This is a genomic window from Providencia sp. PROV122 (genome assembly GCF_028482365.1).
GTDB classification, from domain to species: domain Bacteria; phylum Pseudomonadota; class Gammaproteobacteria; order Enterobacterales; family Enterobacteriaceae; genus Providencia; species Providencia stuartii.
Genome location: NZ_JAMPQI010000012.1, coordinates 26,314 through 48,474, shown reverse-complemented (window position 1 = coordinate 48,474; position 22,161 = coordinate 26,314). Strand labels below are relative to the sequence as shown.

The 22,161-nt window shown below is 39.8% G+C and carries 22 protein-coding genes and 1 pseudogene; 15 read left to right on the top strand and 8 right to left on the bottom strand.

Annotated features, from left to right (window positions below; all coding sequences use genetic code 11):
* Positions 1 to 88 precede the first annotated feature (88 nt).
* Positions 89 to 952, bottom strand: a complete 864-nt coding sequence (locus tag PSE69_RS10390; RefSeq protein ID WP_014657191.1) for a YicC/YloC family endoribonuclease — start codon at positions 950 to 952, stop codon at positions 89 to 91.
* A 122-nt stretch (positions 953 to 1,074) separates the two neighbouring features.
* Between PSE69_RS10390 and rph the strand changes: the two genes are divergently transcribed.
* Positions 1,075 to 1,788 carry a ribonuclease PH gene (gene rph / locus PSE69_RS10385; protein WP_004924220.1) on the top strand — a complete coding sequence of 238 codons (714 nt, stop codon included), beginning with the start codon at positions 1,075 to 1,077 and terminating at the stop codon, positions 1,786 to 1,788.
* Positions 1,789 to 1,904: 116 nt separating this feature from the next.
* On the top strand, positions 1,905 to 2,546 hold the full coding sequence (pyrE, locus tag PSE69_RS10380; RefSeq protein WP_004924221.1) for an orotate phosphoribosyltransferase: 642 nt from the start codon (positions 1,905 to 1,907) through the stop codon (positions 2,544 to 2,546).
* A 213-nt stretch (positions 2,547 to 2,759) separates the two neighbouring features.
* On the opposite strand, the gene slmA is transcribed toward pyrE, so the two are convergent.
* The 3 genes from slmA to coaBC all read right to left on the bottom strand — a co-directional run bounded on the left by slmA (position 2,760) and on the right by coaBC (position 5,540).
* Complete coding sequence (slmA, locus tag PSE69_RS10375) at positions 2,760 to 3,359, bottom strand: nucleoid occlusion factor SlmA (protein ID WP_004924223.1); 600 nt, start codon at positions 3,357 to 3,359, stop codon at positions 2,760 to 2,762.
* A gap of 533 nt (positions 3,360 to 3,892) precedes the next feature.
* The gene (gene dut, locus PSE69_RS10370) at positions 3,893 to 4,348 is read right to left on the bottom strand and encodes a dUTP diphosphatase (RefSeq protein WP_004924226.1); all 456 of its coding nucleotides are present in this window, start codon (positions 4,346 to 4,348) and stop codon (positions 3,893 to 3,895) included.
* Positions 4,335 to 5,540 (bottom strand): bifunctional phosphopantothenoylcysteine decarboxylase/phosphopantothenate--cysteine ligase CoaBC, encoded by a 1,206-nt coding sequence (gene coaBC / locus PSE69_RS10365; protein WP_272675223.1) that lies wholly within the window; start codon positions 5,538 to 5,540, stop codon positions 4,335 to 4,337. Before coaBC ends, dut begins: the two co-directional genes overlap by 14 nt.
* 181 nt (positions 5,541 to 5,721) lie before the next feature.
* Between coaBC and radC the strand changes: the two genes are divergently transcribed.
* From radC to mutM, 11 genes are all read left to right on the top strand, one after another.
* On the top strand, positions 5,722 to 6,390 hold the full coding sequence (radC, locus tag PSE69_RS10360) for a RadC family protein (RefSeq protein WP_272675222.1): 669 nt from the start codon (positions 5,722 to 5,724) through the stop codon (positions 6,388 to 6,390).
* A gap of 252 nt (positions 6,391 to 6,642) precedes the next feature.
* Entirely contained in the window at positions 6,643 to 6,879 is a 237-nt protein-coding gene (gene rpmB, locus PSE69_RS10355) for a 50S ribosomal protein L28 (RefSeq protein WP_004924239.1), read from the top strand.
* Positions 6,880 to 6,890: 11 nt separating this feature from the next.
* Positions 6,891 to 7,058: a 50S ribosomal protein L33 gene (gene rpmG, locus PSE69_RS10350; RefSeq protein WP_004924244.1), complete on the top strand. Its 168-nt coding sequence runs from the start codon at positions 6,891 to 6,893 to the stop codon at positions 7,056 to 7,058.
* A gap of 197 nt (positions 7,059 to 7,255) precedes the next feature.
* Positions 7,256 to 8,320: a lipopolysaccharide core heptosyltransferase RfaQ gene (rfaQ, locus tag PSE69_RS10345; RefSeq protein ID WP_004924247.1), complete on the top strand. Its 1,065-nt coding sequence runs from the start codon at positions 7,256 to 7,258 to the stop codon at positions 8,318 to 8,320.
* A gap of 1 nt (position 8,321) precedes the next feature.
* Positions 8,322 to 9,446 (top strand): glycosyltransferase family 4 protein, encoded by a 1,125-nt coding sequence (locus PSE69_RS10340; RefSeq protein WP_040132603.1) that lies wholly within the window; start codon positions 8,322 to 8,324, stop codon positions 9,444 to 9,446.
* Positions 9,439 to 10,236, top strand: coding sequence for a lipopolysaccharide core heptose(I) kinase RfaP (gene rfaP / locus PSE69_RS10335; protein WP_004924252.1), 798 nt, complete (start codon positions 9,439 to 9,441; stop codon positions 10,234 to 10,236). The genes PSE69_RS10340 and rfaP overlap by 8 nt, the downstream gene beginning before the upstream one ends.
* Positions 10,237 to 10,265: 29 nt before the next feature.
* Positions 10,266 to 11,279: a lipopolysaccharide 3-alpha-galactosyltransferase gene (waaO, locus tag PSE69_RS10330; RefSeq protein ID WP_154610467.1), complete on the top strand. Its 1,014-nt coding sequence runs from the start codon at positions 10,266 to 10,268 to the stop codon at positions 11,277 to 11,279.
* Positions 11,280 to 11,293: 14 nt separating this feature from the next.
* Positions 11,294 to 12,532, top strand: a complete 1,239-nt coding sequence (gene rfaL / locus PSE69_RS10325; protein ID WP_272675221.1) for an O-antigen ligase RfaL — start codon at positions 11,294 to 11,296, stop codon at positions 12,530 to 12,532.
* Positions 12,525 to 13,553, top strand: coding sequence for a glycosyltransferase family 8 protein (locus tag PSE69_RS10320; RefSeq protein ID WP_272675220.1), 1,029 nt, complete (start codon positions 12,525 to 12,527; stop codon positions 13,551 to 13,553). Before rfaL ends, PSE69_RS10320 begins: the two co-directional genes overlap by 8 nt.
* Positions 13,546 to 14,688 (top strand): glycosyltransferase, encoded by a 1,143-nt coding sequence (locus PSE69_RS10315; RefSeq protein WP_004924261.1) that lies wholly within the window; start codon positions 13,546 to 13,548, stop codon positions 14,686 to 14,688. Before PSE69_RS10320 ends, PSE69_RS10315 begins: the two co-directional genes overlap by 8 nt.
* Positions 14,689 to 14,706: 18 nt before the next feature.
* Positions 14,707 to 15,516 carry a bifunctional DNA-formamidopyrimidine glycosylase/DNA-(apurinic or apyrimidinic site) lyase gene (mutM, locus tag PSE69_RS10310; protein ID WP_004924264.1) on the top strand — a complete coding sequence of 270 codons (810 nt, stop codon included), beginning with the start codon at positions 14,707 to 14,709 and terminating at the stop codon, positions 15,514 to 15,516.
* Positions 15,517 to 15,518: 2 nt separating this feature from the next.
* Here the strand turns inward: mutM and coaD are convergent, their stop codons facing one another.
* Positions 15,519 to 16,004 (bottom strand): pantetheine-phosphate adenylyltransferase, encoded by a 486-nt coding sequence (coaD, locus tag PSE69_RS10305; RefSeq protein ID WP_004924268.1) that lies wholly within the window; start codon positions 16,002 to 16,004, stop codon positions 15,519 to 15,521.
* A gap of 215 nt (positions 16,005 to 16,219) precedes the next feature.
* On the opposite strand from coaD, the gene waaA reads away from it, so the two are divergent.
* Positions 16,220 to 17,497: a lipid IV(A) 3-deoxy-D-manno-octulosonic acid transferase gene (gene waaA, locus PSE69_RS10300; RefSeq protein WP_014657204.1), complete on the top strand. Its 1,278-nt coding sequence runs from the start codon at positions 16,220 to 16,222 to the stop codon at positions 17,495 to 17,497.
* A 207-nt stretch (positions 17,498 to 17,704) separates the two neighbouring features.
* Positions 17,705 to 19,172 (top strand): annotated as a pseudogene (locus tag PSE69_RS10295) (ArnT family glycosyltransferase).
* A gap of 50 nt (positions 19,173 to 19,222) precedes the next feature.
* On the opposite strand, the gene PSE69_RS10290 reads toward PSE69_RS10295, so the two are convergent.
* From PSE69_RS10290 to rfaF, 3 genes are read right to left on the bottom strand one after another with little or no spacing between them, the layout of a single operon-like run.
* A complete protein-coding gene (locus PSE69_RS10290) occupies positions 19,223 to 20,083 on the bottom strand; it encodes a WlaTC/HtrL family glycosyltransferase (protein ID WP_004924278.1) in 861 nt (286 codons plus the stop codon).
* A 60-nt stretch (positions 20,084 to 20,143) separates the two neighbouring features.
* Positions 20,144 to 21,109 carry a lipopolysaccharide heptosyltransferase RfaC gene (gene rfaC, locus PSE69_RS10285; RefSeq protein ID WP_014657207.1) on the bottom strand — a complete coding sequence of 322 codons (966 nt, stop codon included), beginning with the start codon at positions 21,107 to 21,109 and terminating at the stop codon, positions 20,144 to 20,146.
* Positions 21,109 to 22,155: an ADP-heptose--LPS heptosyltransferase RfaF gene (gene rfaF, locus PSE69_RS10280; RefSeq protein WP_154610462.1), complete on the bottom strand. Its 1,047-nt coding sequence runs from the start codon at positions 22,153 to 22,155 to the stop codon at positions 21,109 to 21,111. The genes rfaC and rfaF overlap by 1 nt, the downstream gene beginning before the upstream one ends.
* Positions 22,156 to 22,161 lie beyond the last annotated feature (6 nt).

Sequence of the window (22,161 nt, the reverse complement as noted above, 5' to 3'; positions counted from 1 at the left end):
AGTTTCAATAAATTGTATGGATTACGTTAATACTATCAAGGCCAGCGAATACAGTGTATCGGCTGGCTTGGTAATATGTTTTAAAATACTATTCGATATTCTGAATTTGCTCTCTCATTTGTTCTATCAAGACCTTTAACTCAACTGCAGAGTTAGTCACTTCACTATTGATAGACTTTGACGCTAATGTATTGGATTCACGGTTAAATTCTTGCATCATAAAATCTAAACGTCGGCCATTTGCATCTTTCTTTTTAAGAATATTGCGGGTCTCTTTAACATGAGCTTCAAGCCTATCAAGCTCTTCAGCGACATCGATACGTTGGGCGAGCAAAATCAGCTCTTGCTCTAAACGATTACTATCGACTTGAATATCAGCCTCTTCTAACTTCGCCTGTAAACGGTCACGTTGCCATTGTAAAATTTCAGGCATATGCTGACGAACTTTGGCTACTTCCACTAAAACACCATCAAGGCGCTGCTCAATAAGAGCGTGTAACGCAGCACCTTCAGCTTCTCGACTTTGAATGAAAGCATCTAAGGTCTCATCAAGGCCAGCTAATAGCTGCTCACTGATAGCATCTAAATCTTGCTCCTCAGCGGACATAACGCCTGGCCAGCGCAGAATTTCAAGTGGGTTAATTTCACCTTCGTGGCTGTAGTTTTTCACCCAGTTAGCCGCACTAATAATTTGGCGAGCTAGATCCTCATTAAGGATAAGCTCTCCACGTTTTGCACCATCTAATTCAAAACGTAAGTTACACTCGACTTTACCGCGAGTAAGGCGTGCACGGATCCGCTCGCGGATCACCGGTTCAAGGCTTCGAAATTGTTCAGGTAGGCGGATATATGTTTCTAGGTAACGTTGGTTTACGGAACGCAGCTCCCAGGCCGCACTCCCCCATTCACCCTTGATGTCACGGCGGGCAAAAGCGGTCATACTACGGATCATAATTCGTTCCTATCAAAATGAATACTAGAAGGATTATAGCGCTATGCGCGATGTCAGGATAGGCATTATCGGTTTAAGGACGTATAATGCGCGGCAATTAAGTTGAAAATGGAGATAACACCATGCGTCCAGAAGGCAGAATGGCAGACCAAATGCGTCCGATTAAAATATCACGCAACTATACTAAGCATGCGGAAGGCTCTGTTCTTATTGAGTTCGGCGACACTAAGGTGTTATGTAATGCAACAGTAGAGGAAGGAGTACCTCGTTTCCTAAAAGGGCAAGGTCAAGGTTGGGTTACCGCTGAGTATGGCATGTTACCTCGCGCAACCAACTCACGAAATCAACGTGAAGCAGCCAAAGGGAAGCAAACAGGCCGTACAATGGAAATCCAACGCCTGATAGCACGCTCTCTACGTGCTGCGGTTGACCTTAAAAAATTAGGTGAGTACACCATTACCTTAGATTGCGACGTAATACAAGCCGATGGCGGAACACGTACCGCTGCAATTTCAGGTGCTTGCGTTGCGTTGGTTGATGCCCTCAATAAAATGGTTGAACAGGGTAAACTTGCACAAAGCCCACTAAAATCTATGGTTGCAGCAGTTTCTGTCGGAATCGTTGATGGTGAAGCATTGTGCGATCTTGAATATGTCGAAGATTCCGCAGCAGAAACCGATATGAATGTTGTGATGATGGACGATGGTCGCATGATCGAAGTTCAGGGAACAGCAGAAGGTGAGCCGTTTAGCCATGATGAGCTTTTATCATTATTAGCGCTAGCAAAAACGGGGCTAGGATCGATTTTTGAAGCTCAACGAGAAGCGTTGAAATAAAGTTATTTTTAATAGGCGGCTGAAATAGTCGCCTTTTTTATGTTCGGCGATTTGGTAAATATCGCCAGAGATATGCAACCTAATATATAGATGTTAACGATTGAGGAGATTGACCCATGAAAGCCTATCAGCGCGAATTTATAGAACTTGCCATGAAAAAACAGGTACTAAAATTTGGTGAGTTTACGCTGAAATCAGGCCGTAAAAGCCCTTATTTTTTTAATGCGGGTTTATTTAATACGGGGCGTGATTTGGCATTAGTTGGTCGTTTCTATGCCCAAGCGCTTAAGGAAAGTGCGATTGAGTGTGATGTGCTGTTTGGGCCTGCTTATAAAGGCATACCGATTGCCACAACCACGGCTGTCGCCCTTGCTGAGCATCATGATGTGGATATGCCATATTGCTTTAATCGTAAGGAAGCAAAAGATCATGGTGAGGGAGGCACTCTGGTTGGGAGCCCATTACAGGGGCGTGTTGTTGTGGTCGATGATGTGATTACGGCAGGTACTGCTATCCGTGAGTCGATGGAAATTATTAAGCAACACAATGCAACGCTAAATGGTGTTCTGCTCTGCCTTGACCGCCAAGAGAAAGGGAAAGGTGAGATCTCTGCTGTACAGGAAGTTGAGCGTGATTATCACTGTAAAGTGTATTCCATTATCACCATGAGCGACTTGATCGCTTATCTGGCTGAACGTGAGGATATGCAGCAACACCTTATTGCGATGAAAGCTTATCGCCAGCAATATGGTATTTAATGTATTACACGTTGTTGGCTTTAAATAGAGCCGGAAATTAAGGGTGACTTGCCATAGTTACCCTATCAGTTTGCATAAAAGATGCCGAAGTAGCAGGCCTCTCTCTACAAGCAGTACTTTAGCTTTCAGTGAGTGTTAACTCAGGGAAATAACCCACTAAAAGAAAAAAGCCCTCGCCCAAAGGGTGGGCGGGGTGAGTAGTAGTTTAATCTGTTATTGTAACTGAGCTAAAATTAAAGGCCAGCGAGATTCAAATTCTACCGTTGGGCGATAGCGAAATTCTGAACGGACAAAACGCGATAGCATCCCTTCACAAAAAGCAAGTAATTGCGTTGCCAATAGGGATTCATCATGGATAAAGCCTTGACCGTCACGTATTTTTTTCTCTTTTAATACCTGCCGTAGCTGTGACTCAATCCGTTCAAAGAGCTGATTGATACGCCCTTGTAGCCTATCTTGCTCAAACATGAGCGCATGGCCTGTCATAATACGGGTTAGGCCAGGATTTTTTTCTGAAAAACCTAAAATAAGCGCTAAAATCAATTTAATACGAGTTAGCGTATCTTTTTCATCATTCAGGATAAGATTAATACGCGATACTAAAGAGTCCTCAATAAACTCAATTAAACTATCGAACATTTTGGTTTTACTTGGAAAATGTCGATAGAGTGCGGCTTCTGATACACCAACATTTGCCGCTAGTTTTGCGGTTGTAATTCGTTGACTACCATCACTACTTTCTAACATCAGCGCAAGTGATTGTAAAATCTCTTCGCGCCTGTTGCGTTTTTTTGTTATCGCTTTTTCTGCCATGTCTGATAAGACCCCTGCTAAAACAGCAAAACAAACTATCTAAAATTTTGCCCTGAGTAAATAGCCATCAAAGGGCAAAAAGAAGATAAAATAGGACGGTTTGTATGAGAGCTTATTAATTCCAAAGGTCTATTCTTGTTATCTATGGTTAGATGCACGCTCGTAACACTTCGTGTTAAATGAAGATATAACTATTCCTTGTTGTTGGAACGCTTTAAATCCTCTGAACACGTTAGCGTATCAGCCCTCAATACGGTAAGACTTGAGGTTTTTTGTTAGAGATATCAAACAAACGTAGCATAACACATTCAACTCATCATTATTGTTAGCATTATTAAGACCCGTTGCATCAACGGATCTTTTGTCGTGATAAACAAGTGAGGGTTGAATAACAATACCCCTGGTAACAGAGCCCTTTTACTATAACGACACCGCCTATTTTCCGGTTAATTTACTGATAATTTTATTTTTATTCCGCCACTTAACATAGCGTTGATATTACCAGTAAAGCTTTGAATTAGGATTATGCAGATTTATTGACGACCTGAATGACCGAAACCACCGGCTCCACGCTCTGTAGCATCAAAGTCATCGACGATATTAAATTCTGCTTGAACAACGGGTACAAAGACCATTTGAGCCATGCGCTCACCTGGTTCTATTGTAAAGGTCTGGTTGCCTCTATTCCAAACAGACACCATCAGTTGGCCTTGATAATCAGAGTCAATTAAGCCTACTAAATTACCGAGTACCACGCCGTGCTTATGACCGAGGCCTGAACGAGGAAGGATCACCGCTGCAAGTTGCTCATCAGCAATATGGATAGCGAGACCAGTAGGAATTAGTTCAGTCTGACCGGGTGCCAAATCAATTGGCGCGTCAAGGCAGGCACGTAGATCTAACCCTGCGGAGCCAGATGTCGCATAAGTTGGTAACGGAAATTCATTACCAATACGGGGATCAAGAATTTTTAGATCAATTTTTTTCATAACGTTGAAATATCTCGTCTAATAAACGGTGGCTTAATTCAAGTTTACTACTGTGTGGTAAACGGACATCACCAAAGGCATCGAAAAGATGTAACGCATTATTATCACTGTTAAAACCATTATCAGCGAGAGAAACATCATTCGCGCAAATTAGATCCAACTGTTTTTGTTGGCGCTTTTGGCGTGCGTATTCTTCCACATTTTGGGTTTCGGCTGCAAACCCAACCACATAAGGGCGATTTTGCGTTAACTGACCAACACTCGCAACAATATCTGGGTTTTTAACTAATGTAATGGCAACTTCATCACCTTGCTTTTTGATTTTATTTTCTGCGATGGTTTTTGCACGATAATCAGCAACGGCAGCACAACCAATAAAGATATCCTGTTGTGCAATAGTGTGGTGGACTTGCTCATACATATCGAGAGCGCTGATAACATCAACCCGTGTGACTCCGGAGGGCGTTGCTAAATTCACTGGACCAGCGATTAAAGTGACTTGTGCCCCTCGTTGGCTTGCCGCTTCGGCGATTGCAAAACCCATTTTCCCAGAACTGTGATTACTGATAAAACGGACGGGATCTAAGTCTTCACGAGTAGGCCCAGCAGTAATCATGATTTTTACACCTTGTAAGTCTGTTCGAGAGCGGAAATGCTCGCAAGTTAGGCGTACTATCTCGAGTGGGTCTATCATTCGACCCGGCCCAACGTCGCCACAGGCTTGGCTACCATTATCTGGACCCCAGATAATATATTGACGTTGTTTCAGTTTAATTAAATTTTCTTGTGTTGCGGTTGCCCGATACATTTGTTGGTTCATGGCAGGTACAACAGCAATGGGGGCTGCCGAAGCTAAACAAATTGTCGTGAGTAGGTCATTAGCCATACCTGAAGTGACCCGAGCAATTAAATCTGCGGTAGCCGGCGCTAATATGATGATATCTGCCCATTTGGCCAATTCAATATGGCCCATTGCGGCCTCAGCAGCGGGATCAAGTAAATCATCAGAGACAGGATGACCGGAAACCGCTTGTAGCGTCAAAGGGGTTATAAAGGCTTTTGCACCATGGGTCATAACAACACGAACTATTGCGCCTTCATCACGTAACCGACGGGTTAGTTCAGGAATTTTATACGCGGCAATACCACCACTAATGCCGAGAACTATTTTTTTACCTAATAGCTGTGTCATGGTTCTATCCATCTAATTATCGTGAAGAGCATCTTATCATATCAGAAATATCGTTGAGAGCACTGTATATATCATCACCCTTTTATTTTTGCGAAGCGCTACGCAAATTCACCAGTTATGCGTTGTTGTGCCTATCGTCTGCATATAAAAGTGGGAGCGCAAAAGGAGAAATAGGGGGGTGATGATGGAATATGAAGAGAACTTACAGCCAAGGGAAAAACTGTTAGCTTATGGTGCGGTAGCACTGACTGACGTAGAGCTATTAGCGATTTTTTTACGAACAGGTAGGCAAGGGGAATCAGTAATTGAACTTGCGGAACGTTTGCTCAAAGAGTTCGGTTCTTTATACCTTCTTTTACAAGCGGATTACTCAAAGCTGTCGAAATGCAAGGGAATTGGTGTGTGTAAGTTCTCCCAACTTCAGGCAATTAGTGAGCTGGCACGCCGGTTTTTTGCTGAACAATTTTTATATGAAGATGTGATATCAGACCCAAACCTATTAAAAATGAGGCTAGTCGAGCTATTTTCTGGTCAAGAAAGAGAGGTTTTCACCGTCTTATTTTTGAACAATCAACATCAAATTATTAGCTACGAAGAGTTATTTAGGGGAACGATCAATCGGGTAGAGGTGCATCCTCGAGAAATCATTCGTTTTGCAATGAAAATGAATGCCAGTGCGATTATATTGGCACATAACCATCCTTCAGATAACCCAGAGCCGAGTGACGCTGATAGGCAAGTGACGTTTCGTATTAAGGAGGCTTGTACTTTAATGGGGATTAAATTACTTGACCATTTTGTTGTTGGGCATAAAAATTGTGTTTCGTTTCTTGAACGAGGGTGGTTGTAAAAGCATTTTTTTGACTAAAAAATGACAACTTTTGCCGCATTGGGCTTGAGTGAGAACGATTGAAAGCGTATACTACGCCACCTTTGAGGATCTTGGGTTTGGCGAGAAGAGCCTATCTCAGTAAATTTTTTTACTAAGATGATAACATTCTTTTCAGTCAATAAAGTTTGCTGAGATGGGCTCCTAAGCCTGACGAGGCGGCCATACCCAGAACAAAAAAGCTCGAGCTGATTAGATTTTTGGAGAATAGACATGTCACGAGTCTGCCAAGTTACTGGCAAGCGTCCAATGAGCGGTAACAACCGTTCACACGCATTAAACGCGACCAAGCGTCGTTTTTTGCCAAACCTGCACTCTCACCGTTTCTGGGTTGAGTCTGAGAAACGTTTCGTAACACTGCGTGTATCTGCTAAAGGCATGCGTATTATCGATAAAAAGGGTATTGATGCTGTTCTTGCTGAACTGCGTGCCCGCGGTGAGAAGTACTAAGGAGCTAAAAAATGGCTAAAGGTATTCGCGAGAAAATCAAGCTGGTTTCTTCTGAAGGTACTGGTCACTTCTATACCACTACGAAGAACAAGCGTACTATGCCAGAAAAACTGGAAATGAAAAAATTCGATCCAGTTGTTCGTAAGCATGTAATCTACAAAGAAGCAAAAATTAAATAATTTTTGTTTTCTTATAAAAAACCCAGCTTTGGCTGGGTTTTTTTATTTTAAAAATCAAAAAGCTATGACGATAGGCATTCAAAGCTATATCGATTATTACTAAAGTAGTAACATGTTTATTATTGATTGAATTAATAGTGTTAGTTTTTGTCAAAGAACTATGTCATTTTACGTATAGATATAATTAAGAGTGTCTGGTGAAAAAACAGTTTAAAAAAATTCTTGTTATCAAGATGCGGTTTCATGGGGATATGTTACTGACGACGCCCGTCATCAGTACATTAAAACAAAACTATCCTGATGCCGAGATTGACGTGTTACTTTATCAAGATACGATCCCTATTTTGTCTGAAAATAGGGAAATTCATGCCTTATATGGTATGAAAGGTAAAAAGGCGAATGGTCTAAGTAAAGCATGTAATTTTATTCGTTTATTATTCAAACTACGCCGTAATAAGTATGATTTAGTTGTGAATCTAGCTGACCAATGGATGGTGTCTCTTCTGGTGCGTTCTATCCCTGCCCAAATGAAAATCTCCCATAAATTTGGTCATCGAGATTCCAAATATTGGCTAAATAGCTTTACACACTTGACCGAGCCTCATGGTGAACACGTTGTTATGAATAATCTTTCTGTGCTTGAACCGTTAAAAATAACGAATCTAAAAACCAATTTAACGATGTCATACACAGAAGAAGATTGGAAAAATATCGATCAAAAGTTATTAGAGCTAGGTGTACACAGCAGTTATGTGGTGATCCAGCCAACCGCACGGCAGATATTTAAATGTTGGGATGATGAAAAATTTGCACAAGTCATTGATGCATTACAATCTCGTGGGTATCAGGTTGTTTTGACTTCAGGGCCAAGTAAAGAAGACCTAAACTGTATTGAGACGATTGCTTCTCATTGCCAAACTAAGCCTATTACTGAATTGGCAGGTAAAACGACGTTTCCTGAGCTTGGTGCCTTAATTGCGCATGCCGCGTTATTTATCGGGGTTGATTCAGCACCGATGCATATTGCAGCGGCTGTAAATACACCAATAGTGTGTTTGTTTGGCGCAACGAATAATGTATTTTGGCGTCCGTGGAGTGATAATGTTGTGCAGTTTTGGGCGGGTGATTATGAGGCGATGCCACCAAGAGAAAAGCTCGATAGAACTAAAAAATATCTTTCTATCATTCCTGCATCTGATGTTATCGAGGCAACAGAAAAAATGCTGCCTATGAATATTCGTTCAATAATGACAAGGCTCTGAGATGATTTTGGCATTTTGTCTGTACAAGTATTTTCCATTCGGTGGTTTGCAGCGTGATTTTTTGCGTATTGCATTAGCATGTCAGGCAAGAGGACAGCAGATCCGCGTCTATACTCAATCATGGGATGGCGATAAACCTGCAGGGTTTGAAATTATCATTGTGCCTGTGACTTCTAAAACCAATCATGGACGTAATGCGCAGTATTGTGAGTGGGTTCAGGCACATATTAAACAACATCCTGTAGCTCGTGTGGTTGGCTTTAATAAGATGCCGGGCTTAGATGTTTACTATGCAGCGGATGTTTGTTACGCAGAAAAAGTCGCCAATGAAAAAGGTTTTTTCTACAAATTGACGCCTCGCTATAAACATTATGCCCGGTTTGAAAAAGCGGTGTTTCAGACAGGGAAGCCGACTAAGCTATTAATGTTAACACCTCATCAAATTGCACATTTTAAAAAACACTATGCTACAGAAGCGTCGCGTTTTTATATGCTGCCGCCGGGGATTGCGCAAGATAGAAAATACGATAAACAAATCCCCAATGCGCGGCAAATTTATCGAGAGAAAAATCAGATACCTCAGTCAGCGTATTTGTTGTTGCAGGTTGGTTCCGACTTTAAGCGTAAAGGGGTCGATAGAACCTTAAGAGCGATGGCTGCATTGCCTGAGGAGATTAAGAAAAATACGTTATTAATGGTAGTTGGGCAGGATAAGCCTGAAAAATATCAGCGTCTAGCAAATACACTGGGTATAGGTAAACAAGTCTCCTTTTTTAGTGGGCGTAATGATGTTGCTGAGCTAATGGCAGCGGCTGATATCTTAATGCATCCAGCATACCAAGAAGCGGCGGGTATTGTGTTGCTGGAAGCTATAACAGCAGGTTTACCCATTATTGTTACGGAAGTTTGTGGTTATGCTTCATTTATTGCTGATGCTCAATGCGGTATTGTGATCCGTGAACCATTTGAGCAAAAAACGTTAGATTCTGCGCTTTCAGAAAGCCTGCAAAATAAACAACAATTAAAAAATTGGGCAGAAAAGGCGCGGCATTTTGCGGATACAGAGGACTTATATAGTTTACCTGAAAAAGCGGCTGATATTATTTTAGGACATCTAGATGATTGAACTTAAAACACCTTTTAGTGAGCTATGGAAAAATAAAGATCCTTTTGTTGAAACTGAGCAGTTAGAAGGTGAGGTTTTTCGTCAGCTAGAAAGTCGCAAAACATTGCGCTTTGAGCTTGGTGGTGAGAGCTATTTTATCAAAATCCATTATGGTACAAGCTTAAAAGAGGTGTTAAAAAACCTGTTTTCATTAAGGCTACCAGTATTGGGGGCTGATAGGGAGTGGAACGCAATTCATCGGCTAACAAAAGCGGGTGTGGATACGATGGATGGCCGTGCATTTGGGCAAAAGGGTGTGAATCCGCTACGCCGCCATTCCTTTATTATTACGAAAGATTTAACGCCAACGGTGAGTTTGGAAGATTACTGTGCAAATTGGCCAAGCCTAGCGCCTGATTTTAGAGTTAAACAATTGATTATTCGCCGTGTTGCTCAAATGGTACGTAAAATGCACGCCGTTGGTATTAATCACCGCGACTGTTATATTTGCCATTTTTTACTACACTTGCCTTTCTCAGGTGAAGAGCAGGATTTGAAAATCTCGGTGATAGATTTACATCGAGCGCAACTTAGAAAGAAGGTTCCAACTCGTTGGCGTGATAAAGATCTTATTGGGTTATACTTTTCTTCATTAAATATCGGCCTAACAAGCAGAGATATTTTCCGTTTTATGAAGGTTTACTTTGATTTGCCTTTACGAGAAATTTTAAAAGAAGAACAAGCTTTGGTACTCAAGGCAGGAAGCAAGGCAAAAAAAATCCAAGAGCGTACAATTAGAAAGTCATTGTAACATTCTCCGAAAAAGAGAGTAAAAAGAATATGTTTTTTGATAAACAAAATGCAGTAACTAAACAGATAAATCTATCTTCTTCTGGTGAGGAACACCCTAGTACTAGCTTACATATCTCTTATGGTATAGACCGTAACTTCTTGTATGGATGTGGGATCTCTATTGCATCGATATTAAAAAATAATTCGGATATGCATTTTGTCTTCCATATTTTTACTGATTATTTTGACGATGAATGGAAAGGTTTATTTAAACAACTCGCAAGCCAGTATAATACTAGTATTATCATTTACCTAGTTGACTGTGAGCAACTAAAGTCATTACCAAGTACTAAAAATTGGTCATACGCAACCTATTTTCGATTTATTATCGCAGATTATTTTTCAAATCAATTAGAACGTATGATTTACATGGATGCAGATATTATATGTCAGGGTTCATTAAATGAATTGTTAGATATTAAGTTTAGCGATGATCAAGTTGCTGCTGTTGTACCTGAAAGAGATGCTGTTTGGTGGCAGAAAAGAGCTGATGCTTTAGGGGTTCCTAATATTTCCTCTGGGTATTTTAACGCAGGGTTTTTACTAATCAATCTGATAAACTGGTCTCGACTAGATATTTCGGCTAAAGCGATGGAATTATTATCTCAAGAAGAGATAAAAGCAAAAATATCCTATTTAGATCAGGATATTCTTAATATATTACTAACAGGCAAAGTTATTTATCTTGATGGAAAGTATAATACACAATATAGCTTAAACTATGAGCTGCAAAAAGATAAAAAAGAGAACCCAATAACAGATAATACGATATTAATTCATTATATTGGTCCGACTAAACCATGGCATGAGTGGGCGAACTATGCGACTGCACAGCCATTTATTGAGGCCAAAAAATCTTCACCATGGAAGGATATTCCATTGCTAAAAGCAAAAAGTAGCAACCATTTGCGTTATAGTGCTAAGCATATGTTTAACCAAGGTAAATCATTTTCTGGAATCAAAAATAGCATTCAATACTTTTGGGCTAAATTAAGTAATTAATCATTGGATAAATTATGTCTTTTTTAGAAAGAAATCAAAATACTCTTTCGAAGTATAATAAAGCTTTAATCTTTATATTTGTTGTGCTTTTTTTTGTGGATAATGTTACTAGGTATAAACACATACTATTCTACCTAATGATAGCTACATGTTTGGTATATTTATCATTAGACACAAGAAAGGTGCTAAAAAGATTAAATAATAAACTTTTATACTTAGTCGTGTTGTTTTCATTGGTTTTTTATATTTCAATAAGTTACTCAAGCATGCCTGATGCATCAATGAGAGCGATTAATAATAAGTTCTTGAATTATGGGATACTTAGCCTATCTCTTTTATTACCGATTCTTCTCTACAAAGAAAATATAAAAACGATTTCAAATTTACTATTGACTAGTTTTTTTACATCATTAGTGGTTGTTTTACTTATTGAACTATATCGGTACTATGAGGCTTATCAGAATGGTATTTTACCATTTACAACCTATAACTTTAGGAGTGTTTCAGATGCCTTGGTTTTTTACTTTCCTATAATTCCGATCCTTTGGTATCTATTGCCTAAATCTAAGCTGATTTATTTTTATATACTAAGTGTTGTATTTTTATTTGTTTTGTTAGGGACTCTTTCCCGAGGTGGGTGGGTTGCTGTGGCTATGGCAGGTTTATTATTTTTATGTTTTAAACGTCCATGGAAATTGATTGGCTCGATACTATGTATCTTGTTAATTTCATTGTTCTCATTAAAATCAATCTACCCAGATATGACTAAAACTCTATTTTATAAGCTTGAACAAACTGATAGTACTCATCGATATAAAAATGGTACACAGGGAACAGCACTTGAGTTAATTTTAGAGAATCCAATTATTGGATATGGATTTGGTGATAAAATATACATTGATAAATATAATAGTGTTGTACCAGAAAAGCCTGATTGGGTATTTAAGAAGTCATTGGGGCCTCATAATATCTGGCTATATGTCTGGTTTGGTGTAGGTATCTCAGGGTTGATTGCTTTTAGTGCGGTTTTTTTGTCGATGTGTTTTTCCTTATTCAAGGAAATCAAAAGTACAGTCAATGAATCAAAAAGCTATTTTGCATTTATAGCGTTATTAATGAGCCTCATTAGCTTTTATCTGGTTCGAGGGATGTTTGAGCAAGTGGACCTAAAACCATTAGGTGTTCTTTTAGGTTTTTTAATTGCTATGATGGGGCACAGTTCAACAAAGAATAAGAGAAAGCACTATGAATAACCTCATAACAAATAAATATGTGCTCGGCGAAGTGTGTAAAGCTGATAATACCTTGTTATCATGCTTAGATGTTATTTATGGTTCTGATGAAAACTATCAGTTTGGGGCTGGGGTTTCAGCGGTGTCTTTACTCATAAATAATCCAACCACATTTTTTAGATTCCATTATTTTCTAGATAAAGTTAGCCCAGATTTTCTAGAGAAACTTAAAGTTATTGCAAGTCAGTTTCAAGTGGAATTTCATGTTTATGAATTAGATAACAAATTACTGAAAACACTTCCCGCTTCTGATGTTTGGTCATCAGCGATGTACTTTCGGTTAGTTGCCTTGAATTATCTGTCGAGTGATTATGATTTTGCTCTCTATTTAGACGCGGATGTTATGTGTAATGGTATCTTAGATTTAACGACTAATTTAATCAAAGACAAAGTCTGTGGTGTCGTTGCTGATGATATCGGTGTAAGAACAAAAAGTGAAACAAGGCTTCATGCGCCTTCACTAGCAAAGACTTACTTCAATTCTGGTGTCATGTTTGTCAACTTAAAAAAATGGCATGAAAAGCAGATTACCCAACAATGTTTTGAGTTGTTATCAGCAGAAAATGCTAAGCAACGATATAAATATCCTGATCAAGATGTGTTAAACCTTATTTTAAGAGAAGACTTAGAACTACTTAGTCAAAGATTTAATACTGTTTATACACTAAAAAATGAATTATATGACTCAACTCACCAAAAATATCAACAGGTTATTACACCTGAAACAGTCCTAATTCATTACACAGGTGTGAGTAAACCTTGGCACACATGGGCAAATTATCCCGCTTCCCAACCTTTTTATAAGGCTTTGATGCAATCGCCTTGGACAACGAATGACTTAAAACCTGCAACTAAATTTGTTGAAAGAAAAAAAGAGTATAAACACTTATTAAAACAAGGTAACTATTTAGCAGGTATCTTGTCTGGTATTCGGTATTCGTTTGAAAAACTCATGGGTAAAAGAAAATCATACTATGATTAATAAAATTGTCTTAACAGTTTCTCCAATATTTTCTATACCACCGAAAAGCGCGGCTGCTATTGAGTCGTGGATGTATAATGTTGCGAAGAGATTAGATATCGAAAACCGTATTGTTTGTATACAAAATGAAGGGTATTCGAGCCATTCTATTGTGAATAAAAATTGTGAAATTGAACGCATCAAATTTGGAAAGGTGTACACAAGGTTATTTAAAAAATGGACAAGGCTGGATCCTTATTCTTACGCTGATAGGATTGTTAAAATTAAACATAAATTCGCTCCAATTCCTAATGAAAGCGTTATTTTTGTGCATAATCATATTAAGTCTTTCAAGAAAATAATAAAAAAAGAAGGGCATAGCAATGTTGTATTGCATATGCATAACTTTTTTGAACCTAAAGACATACCAGAAGACATCAAAATTATTGTACCAAGCCGTTTTATGAAGGATTGGTTCCGTGAGCGATTGCCAAAAGCATATATTGAAGTGGTTCGTAATGGATTTGATGGTGAAATTTATGCTCAACCACCGGAAATCAATCGCGAAGATTTTGGACTGACACAAGAAGATAAAGTTATTTTATTTGCAGGTAGAATAGCTAGAGACAAGGGAGTGCTTGAGTTAATGCAGGCTTGTCAGGTTTTCTTCAAAGAAGATAAACGCTATAAGCTAGTGATTGTCGGTGACCCAAACGCGGCATTGAAAGGTGAATTAGCACAATATCAGGATGAGGTCAAAAACTACGCAAAAAACTTGGGTGAGCAGTGTATTTTCTTAGGTGGAGTGCACCCTGATAAAATTAGACACTATTATTCATTTGCAGATGTAATTGCAGTACCTTCTATAGCACCAGAACCATTTTGTATGGTAGCACTTGAGGCTATGGCTTCGGGTCGACCAGTTATTGCATCTCAACGTGGTGCAATGGTTGAATTTATTGCACATAACGAGACAGGGTTTATTTTCAGAGAACCACTTTCTCCTTTGAGTATGGCTGAAGATATTACTGATGCATTAAATAACCCAAAAAGTCAAGAAATAGCATGCCATGCGAAAAAATATGCTTATGATAATTTTACTTGGGAAATTGTTAAAGATGAGCTTCTTAGTGTGATCAAAAAATGGTATCCATAAGTTAAAAAGAGTTTGCATATGCCTGAATTACCAGAAGTTGAAACAAGCCGCCGTGGAATCGAGCCGCATTTAGTCGGTAATACAATTTGTTATGCAATTGTTCGTAACAGCCGCTTACGTTGGCCTGTATCAGAGCAAATTAAAAGTTTATCTGATGAAATGATTTTAAGTGTACAAAGGCGCGCTAAGTATCTGTTAATCGAACTAAAAAATGGTTGGATTATTATCCACTTAGGTATGTCGGGTAGTCTGCGTATATTGTTGGAAGAATTGCCTGAAGAAAAACATGACCATGTTGATTTGGTATTAAAAGATGGCAAAGTACTACGGTACACGGATCCTCGGCGCTTTGGTGCGTGGTTATGGTGTGATGATCTTGAAACGAGTCGTGTTTTATCCCATCTAGGCCCAGAACCTCTTTCTGATGAATTTAATGCTCAATATTTATTTGAGCAGGCAGGAAAGCGAAAAATAGCCATTAAACCTTGGCTGATGGATAACAAGGTTGTAGTGGGTGTTGGTAATATTTATGCTAATGAAGCACTATTTGCGGCGGGCATTTCACCAGAAAAAATCACGCACACATTGACTCTTGAACAATCGATTGATTTGGTCCAGCAGATCAAAAAGGTACTGCAGCGCTCTATTGAGCAGGGTGGAACCACGCTGAAAGATTTTCTACAATCCGATGGGAAACCAGGGTACTTCGCCCAAGAATTGTTTGTATATGGTAAAAAAGGTGAGCCTTGTTTGATATGTGGCACGCCAATTCTTAGTATCAAACAAGGCCAACGTAGTACCTTTTATTGTCCTCAATGTCAAAAATAAGCTTAAATTTTATTCAGCTTTTTTAGCATCGCTTCAGCGACAACGGGCGGAAGGAAAGAAGAAATATCGCCATCATGGAGTGCCACATCTTTTATCAGTGACGATGAAACAAAAGATAAGCTTTGTGAAGGGAGTAAGAATACCGTTTCCAATTCAGGAACAAAATGGCGGTTCATGTTTGCGAGCTGCCATTCATATTCAAAATCTGCAACAGAACGAACGCCACGGATAAGTATATTTGCGCCATGTTTTTGTGCGAAATTAGCCATTAGCTCAGAAAAGCCAACCACCTCAACATTGTTTAAGTGCGAGGTGACTTTTTGGGCAAGTTCAACACGCTCTTCAAGGGTAAACATGGGACTTTTGCGTTGGCTATTAGCGATAGCGAGTAATACGTGGTCAAACATTGCCGCCGCACGAGAAACAATATCAATATGGCCTGAAGTAATAGGGTCAAATGTACCAGGGTAAATCGCTTTATGTTTCATAATATTGATATCTCGTTGTTTGTTAACGCTAATTTAAAAAATTTAAATTAAGTAATATGTGCATATTATCAACATTATCGACTATTAAGTGCTGTTGCAACCGACTAATGATGCCCTAAGCGAATTTTAAAGCTATTTTTAGGTGCATATTCTGCACACTTTAATAAAAGGTTTATGTTAAGATAGCGCCAATTTTGGTAAGTGAATCAGATCGAATGTTATTGCGTTTATATCAGGTACTTCTTTATCTTATCCAGCCACTCATTTGGGTACGCCTATTAGTGCGGGGTCGCAAAGCTCCCGCGTATCGTAAGCGTTGGGGTGAACGTTATGGTTTTTGTGCTGGTAAAGTTGCGCCGGGCGGTATTCTGCTGCATTCAGTATCTGTTGGTGAAACCCTTGCCGCTGTGCCTTTGGTACGGGCATTACGGCATCATTATCCGTCATTGCCGATTACGGTAACCACGATGACACCAACAGGCTCCGAACGAGTCGTTTCGGCATTCGGTGATGATGTCTACCATGTCTACCTTCCTTATGATCTTCCGTGCTCTATGCGCCGTTTTCTTAATCAAGTTGATCCTAAATTAGTAATTATTATGGAAACGGAATTATGGCCGAATATGATTAATCAACTTAATCGTCGCCAAATACCCTTAGTGATTGCGAATGCGCGTTTGTCTGAGCGCTCTGCGGCAGGCTACCAAAAATTAGGTAGTTTTGTGAAACGTATGTTGCGTAATGTCACGATGGTTGCTGCACAGCACCAAGAAGATGGTGAGCGTTTCATCAAGCTAGGGCTAAGACGTGTGCAATTAAATGTCACGGGGAGCCTTAAGTTTGATATTTCCGTTACCCCAGAGCTTGCGGTTAGAGCCGTCACATTACGCCGGCAGTGGGCGGCACATCGACCCGTTTGGATTGCCACTAGCACCCATGAAGGTGAAGAGGCTATTGTGTTAGCGGCACACCAGCAATTATTAAAACAATTTCCTGATTTATTACTGATTTTAGTTCCTCGTCATCCTGAACGTTTTGCCAAAGCAGAAGAACTCACCCAAAAAGCAGGTCTTAAGTTTATTCGTCGTAGTGAAGGTATTGTGCCTACTCCTGATATACAAGTGGTTGTCGGGGATACGATGGGGGAGCTGATGTTATTATATGGAATTGCGGATTTAGCATTTGTTGGTGGCAGCCTTGTGGAAACAGGGGGACATAACCCGTTGGAAGCGGCAGCACATGCGTTACCTGTTTTAATGGGACCACATACGTTTAATTTTAAGGATATTTGTGGGAAGCTGAAGCAGGCGGATGGCTTAATTACGGTGACTGATAGCGATTCAATGGTTCAAGCAGTCACTAGCCTCCTGTCGGACGAAGATTACCGTTTATATTATGGTCGTCATGCTGCGGAAGTTTTGCATGAAAATCAGGGGGCGCTACAACGTTTATTAAAGCTTTTACAACCTTACTTGCCTCCGAGAGAGCAATAATTTTAACGATTATTTCTAATTCAGAATATTGAACTTGAATAAAACGACAATAGATGATGACTATTTGTCTTCCTTTCTTATTATTCGCTATAAACTATAGTAGAATCTGCCGTTTAATTTCCATTGGTGCTATTAGGTTTGTATTTTTATGCATGATGAGTCTGCCTAATAGATAGTGGGTACTTTTACTCAATTATTTAAGACAGTATGCCAGCAATCAATCAATCAACATCAAACAAATATGTTTATTTATGGGTCATTGGCTATGCGGTTGCATGGATTCTAGCCAGCTTTCACTTAGATCCTACAGTGCCTTATGATACGGTGGAAGCCGTTAACTGGGGGATGAATGGGGAGTGGGGTTCACCAAAAAACCCTTGGTTTGTTGGTGTTCTTATGTGGCCTGCTATTTATTTGGGTATTTCCTACAGTTTTTACTGGTACTTTATTCATTTTGTCGGGGTTGCCTTTGGTTTATTGGGGGTCTGGAAATTAGCATACCGTTTAACAGCACGTCGTGACCTAGCTTGGTTTGCGATGTTGATGTTGAATTTATCGGGTGTGATTAATTTTGATATCATTCCTTACAATGATAACTATATTTTAGTGACCTTTTGGGCTTGGATAATCTACTTTTTCTTACGAGCCGTTTATGAAAATCCGGCTTGGTGGCTGCTTTTTGCTTTATTTGCAGGTTTGGCGACAATGGGGAAATATTCAACATTATCGCTGGTAGGATCGGTATTTTTATTAACGTTATTTGTTAAACAAGTTCGCCAAAGTTATCGTTATCCTGTTTTTTATTTAGCGATTGCACTTTGGTTTGCGATTGTATTACCTAATTTCTTTTGGTTAATGGCGAGTGATTTTTCTGCCTTTAAATGGGTGGATTCACAGATTGACCCAGGCTTTAATTTGCATACGACTAAGGCGGCGCTCAGCGTATTTTATCCTTTAATTATTGCCGCCATTATTTTATATAGCTGTGGTGGGAAATTAGGTTGGCCGAAATCGCTAGCAAATCGTATGGCGAATTTCTTGGTTCTTTTCCCATTAGCGGTGATCTATGGTTGGTTCTCTTTCCATGACGGTGGGCGTATTACCGAATGGTTGCAACCCTTTATGGCAGCTTGTGCCCCGCTATTTATTGGCTCTATAACAGTCATGCCGACTAAATCACTCAGAAAACCACTGATTGGTTTAGCCCTTTTCGGTGTCGTGGTTCTGTTAGGTTATTGTGTTGTGCAAGCGGCTAATATTAAGGGCGCAGGGCAAAAATTTATTGGCGTGAAAACGTTGATCGCGGAGGGTGAAGATCGCTGGCATGAACGATGAACGTTATGGCGTTCCACTAAAATATGTTGGTGGTGAAGATAATTTACATCAATGGTTTATTATCTACGCAAAAGATAGGCCACATGTGATCCAGCCTTGGACCCTTGAACATCATATGCCGCCGAATGTGTATAATCGCAAGATTACAGAAGCGGAGATCCGTCAGCATGGTGCATTGCTGTTAGGTCGTAAGTATGATGATTGCACTCATGAGAACTTTGATAAGGTTCGTCAGTACTGGCCACAATTTACGATTGAGAAAGAAGATGTTATCTATCGTTCAGAGCCGGATGCTGAGCCAGAAACTATGTGTTTTGGGTTTATTGCGCCAGAGAAATAATGATAAGGATAATGCCTTAAATAAGGCATTATCCTTGCGTAATAACTTGTTTATTTAATTAGTTTTAGGTAAATACCTAAACGGAGTAGCTTGTTATATTTTGAATTTTTATTAAATAACTTTAAAGCACTACGCCACTGCATATGTCCCAAATAATTTAATTTAAAAATATCAGGATGTTGGCTTGCACAGGTCAAAAAAATACCTTGGTCATCATCAATTATTCCTGAAGATAAAAATTTTTTTTGGGTTTCAAATACCATTTGATAGAATTCAGACCACTTTTCTTTACTAGCAACCAATACTCCACCAATAATATGAGGATCATTACTTAAAACTTTTTCTAATACTGCTTTTTCATCAGTGAGGTCTAAATTATCTTTAATAGAAAAGAGGTGGATCTTATTTTTGTCGAAAGGGTGATACCATTCTGTTATTCCATAACGGGCTTTATTATTTCGAATATAACCAAAATCAACCCAAGCGGCAGTCTCACTATTAACAAGTTTTAGGTCAATGGCTTTTTTAACAAAAAAAGGTTTTAAGTTATTGATCAAAACATATTCAGGTGACCAGTATTCAGGGCAATGTAATAGGCTGGGATCAATCAGCTTTTTGAAATCATCGCTATTTTGAATATACGCTATTTTTTTGAGAATAAAGTTAAATTTCTTGTGGAGGTTGATTGTAATTATATGGGTTGGCTTGCCTTTTCTAATAGAAAGGATTTTTTCTTTGAAATCTGCTGATGTAAAAACAACCATATTATTTTCAAGTTTTGCCAGCCTGCTAAAATACTCGAAATAAGTATCGTTGGTGCATTCAAAAGATTTTGAATGGCCATTTTGGCTATTCCAGTTTCCTCTACCAATATCAAAAAAAGCAGTTACTATTGTTATTGATTCTTTCATAAAATGTGGCTAGCCCGTCGTAGTATAAAATTTAGTTATAATCAATCAGTGATATATAAATCATGAGACTCTAGATTTCAATTTTTCAAATACTTCATTAGGTTTTATTGAACTCATAGTACCATCCACAGATTTAATTTCATGTTGCTCTAAACCATAGCCGCCAATCAGCCCGGGATCTGTTGGGCCAAACAGGGTGAAATTCGGTTTATCTAATGCGGCGGTTAAATGGCTAAGGCCTGTATCAACAGAAACCACCGCCTTAGCATTAGCAATTTGTAGAGCAACTTCGGCTAAGGTTAATTTAGGCAAAACTTCGACAAAATCAAACCCATCTGCAAGGCGTAATGCCCTTTGGTGTTCATGCTCTGCGCCCCATGGCAGTTTTATTTTTAAACCACTGTCGGCCATTAACCCAATCAGTTCTCGCCAGTGCTCTTCAGGCCAGTGTTTATCATCACGAGTGGTTGAATGCAAGAACACCACATAGTCATCCTGTGTGACTGTGGGGGCATGTAAAAAATGTTGAGCGATGGCATAGTCACCTTGCGCTTTAGGACTATCGTAGCCAAGACTCGCGGCAAACAGTTGGCGAATACGTTCTACGGCGTGCTGTTGCTTACTAATTTGGTATTTATAGTCGTAAAAAAAACTGGCAATAGGCTCTCGAATACTGTGGCGATCATAGCCATGTTTAGGGCCATCTGCGAGACGCGTGACCAGAAAGGCACTTTTCAATAGGCCTTGAGCATCAATAATCGCATCATAGCGGGTTGCAGTCAGTTGCTGGCGAAATGCAGCACGTTCGGCGCGAATGGGGGCAGAAAACCAGTTTTTACGCCAACGGCGGATAGCAACAGGGATCACTTGATTGACTGCGCTGTGCCATGTGGGGATCTGCGCAAAACCCTCTTCCACAACCCAATCGAATTGGATATGAGGAAAGGCTTGCTGTGCATCCGTTAGTGCGGGTAGGGAGTGTAACACATCCCCCATCGATGAAGTCTTTACTAGCAGTACGCGCATCAAGCAACACCTATTTGTAATCGCGCCAGCGCATCAACCACTAATTGAGGCTGAATATCGATGAGACTTTGATGATAACCGCTTGCCCCATCACCTTTACGAACTTTATGGTAGCCACTAATTAAGCGGATAACTTCTGCTTTATTCGATAGTGGAGGCGTAAAATCAGGGCTACTTGGGCCATATAGGGCAACAAGCGGTTTATCCAATGCAGCAGCAACATGCATCAGTCCTGAATCATTGCTGACAACGGCCTGACAGCTAGCAATTAAATTCACGGCTTGTTCTAAAGACGTTTTACCTGCAAGGTTGCTACAATGCTCATGCGCACTGTCCGTTAGGCTTTGGCGAATTTCCTCACCTGCATCATGATCTTTTTGTGAGCCAAATAAGAGAATTTGATAACCTTTTTCGCTGATCAACTGCTCCGCTAGCGCGGCGTAGTGATAGTGCGGCCAACGTTTAGCCGGACCAAATTCTGCACCAGGGCAGAAGCCAATAATTGGGCGTGTGGTATTGATATTAAACGCTTTAATAGCCTCAGTGACTTCTTGTTCATTAACAGCCAGTTTAGGCCATAAGATAGGCTCTGGAATATCTGCTGCGCTGTGAATGTTTTGCTTATCATAAGCTAATGCAACATAGCGCTGCACCATCAACGGAAAAGCGGCTTTATCTAATGTACGGAGGTCATTAAGTAGTCCATAACGCATCTCACCGCGCCAACCGGTTCGTTTGGCAATTTTGGCAAAGAAGGGCACCAAAGCAGATTTAAATGAGTTCGGAAGAACAATGGCTTGGTCATAACCATTTTGGCGTAAGCTAAGGCCAAGTTTACGGCGCTCACCAATCGCGAGCGCACCATGGCCTAATGGCATTGGGATGGCGGCATTGACTTCGGGCATTTTCGCCAATAGAGGGCGGCACCATTGAGGTGCCATCACATCAATTTGTGCTTGGGGATATTGAGCCTTTAGCGTGCGATATAGGCTCTGTGACATCATCATATCCCCTACCCATGAGGGGCCGATCACCAATATTTTCATAAAGTT

What these genes read in the sequence shown, in the direction of transcription:
- PSE69_RS10390 (WP_014657191.1), bottom strand. Translation starts at nt 952, where the DNA reads ATGATCCGTAGTATGACCGCTTTTGCCCGCCGTGACATCAAGGGTGAA.
- rph (WP_004924220.1), top strand. Translation starts at nt 1,075, where the DNA reads ATGCGTCCAGAAGGCAGAATGGCAGACCAAATGCGTCCGATTAAAATA.
- pyrE (WP_004924221.1), top strand. Translation starts at nt 1,905, where the DNA reads ATGAAAGCCTATCAGCGCGAATTTATAGAACTTGCCATGAAAAAACAG.
- slmA (WP_004924223.1), bottom strand. Translation starts at nt 3,359, where the DNA reads ATGGCAGAAAAAGCGATAACAAAAAAACGCAACAGGCGCGAAGAGATT.
- dut (WP_004924226.1), bottom strand. Translation starts at nt 4,348, where the DNA reads ATGAAAAAAATTGATCTAAAAATTCTTGATCCCCGTATTGGTAATGAA.
- coaBC (WP_272675223.1), bottom strand. Translation starts at nt 5,540, where the DNA reads ATGACACAGCTATTAGGTAAAAAAATAGTTCTCGGCATTAGTGGTGGT.
- radC (WP_272675222.1), top strand. Translation starts at nt 5,722, where the DNA reads ATGATGGAATATGAAGAGAACTTACAGCCAAGGGAAAAACTGTTAGCT.
- rpmB (WP_004924239.1), top strand. Translation starts at nt 6,643, where the DNA reads ATGTCACGAGTCTGCCAAGTTACTGGCAAGCGTCCAATGAGCGGTAAC.
- rpmG (WP_004924244.1), top strand. Translation starts at nt 6,891, where the DNA reads ATGGCTAAAGGTATTCGCGAGAAAATCAAGCTGGTTTCTTCTGAAGGT.
- PSE69_RS10340 (WP_040132603.1), top strand. Translation starts at nt 8,322, where the DNA reads ATGATTTTGGCATTTTGTCTGTACAAGTATTTTCCATTCGGTGGTTTG.
- rfaP (WP_004924252.1), top strand. Translation starts at nt 9,439, where the DNA reads ATGATTGAACTTAAAACACCTTTTAGTGAGCTATGGAAAAATAAAGAT.
- waaO (WP_154610467.1), top strand. Translation starts at nt 10,266, where the DNA reads ATGTTTTTTGATAAACAAAATGCAGTAACTAAACAGATAAATCTATCT.
- rfaL (WP_272675221.1), top strand. Translation starts at nt 11,294, where the DNA reads ATGTCTTTTTTAGAAAGAAATCAAAATACTCTTTCGAAGTATAATAAA.
- PSE69_RS10320 (WP_272675220.1), top strand. Translation starts at nt 12,525, where the DNA reads ATGAATAACCTCATAACAAATAAATATGTGCTCGGCGAAGTGTGTAAA.
- PSE69_RS10315 (WP_004924261.1), top strand. Translation starts at nt 13,546, where the DNA reads ATGATTAATAAAATTGTCTTAACAGTTTCTCCAATATTTTCTATACCA.
- mutM (WP_004924264.1), top strand. Translation starts at nt 14,707, where the DNA reads ATGCCTGAATTACCAGAAGTTGAAACAAGCCGCCGTGGAATCGAGCCG.
- coaD (WP_004924268.1), bottom strand. Translation starts at nt 16,004, where the DNA reads ATGAAACATAAAGCGATTTACCCTGGTACATTTGACCCTATTACTTCA.
- waaA (WP_014657204.1), top strand. Translation starts at nt 16,220, where the DNA reads ATGTTATTGCGTTTATATCAGGTACTTCTTTATCTTATCCAGCCACTC.
- PSE69_RS10290 (WP_004924278.1), bottom strand. Translation starts at nt 20,083, where the DNA reads ATGAAAGAATCAATAACAATAGTAACTGCTTTTTTTGATATTGGTAGA.
- rfaC (WP_014657207.1), bottom strand. Translation starts at nt 21,109, where the DNA reads ATGCGCGTACTGCTAGTAAAGACTTCATCGATGGGGGATGTGTTACAC.
- rfaF (WP_154610462.1), bottom strand. Translation starts at nt 22,155, where the DNA reads ATGAAAATATTGGTGATCGGCCCCTCATGGGTAGGGGATATGATGATG.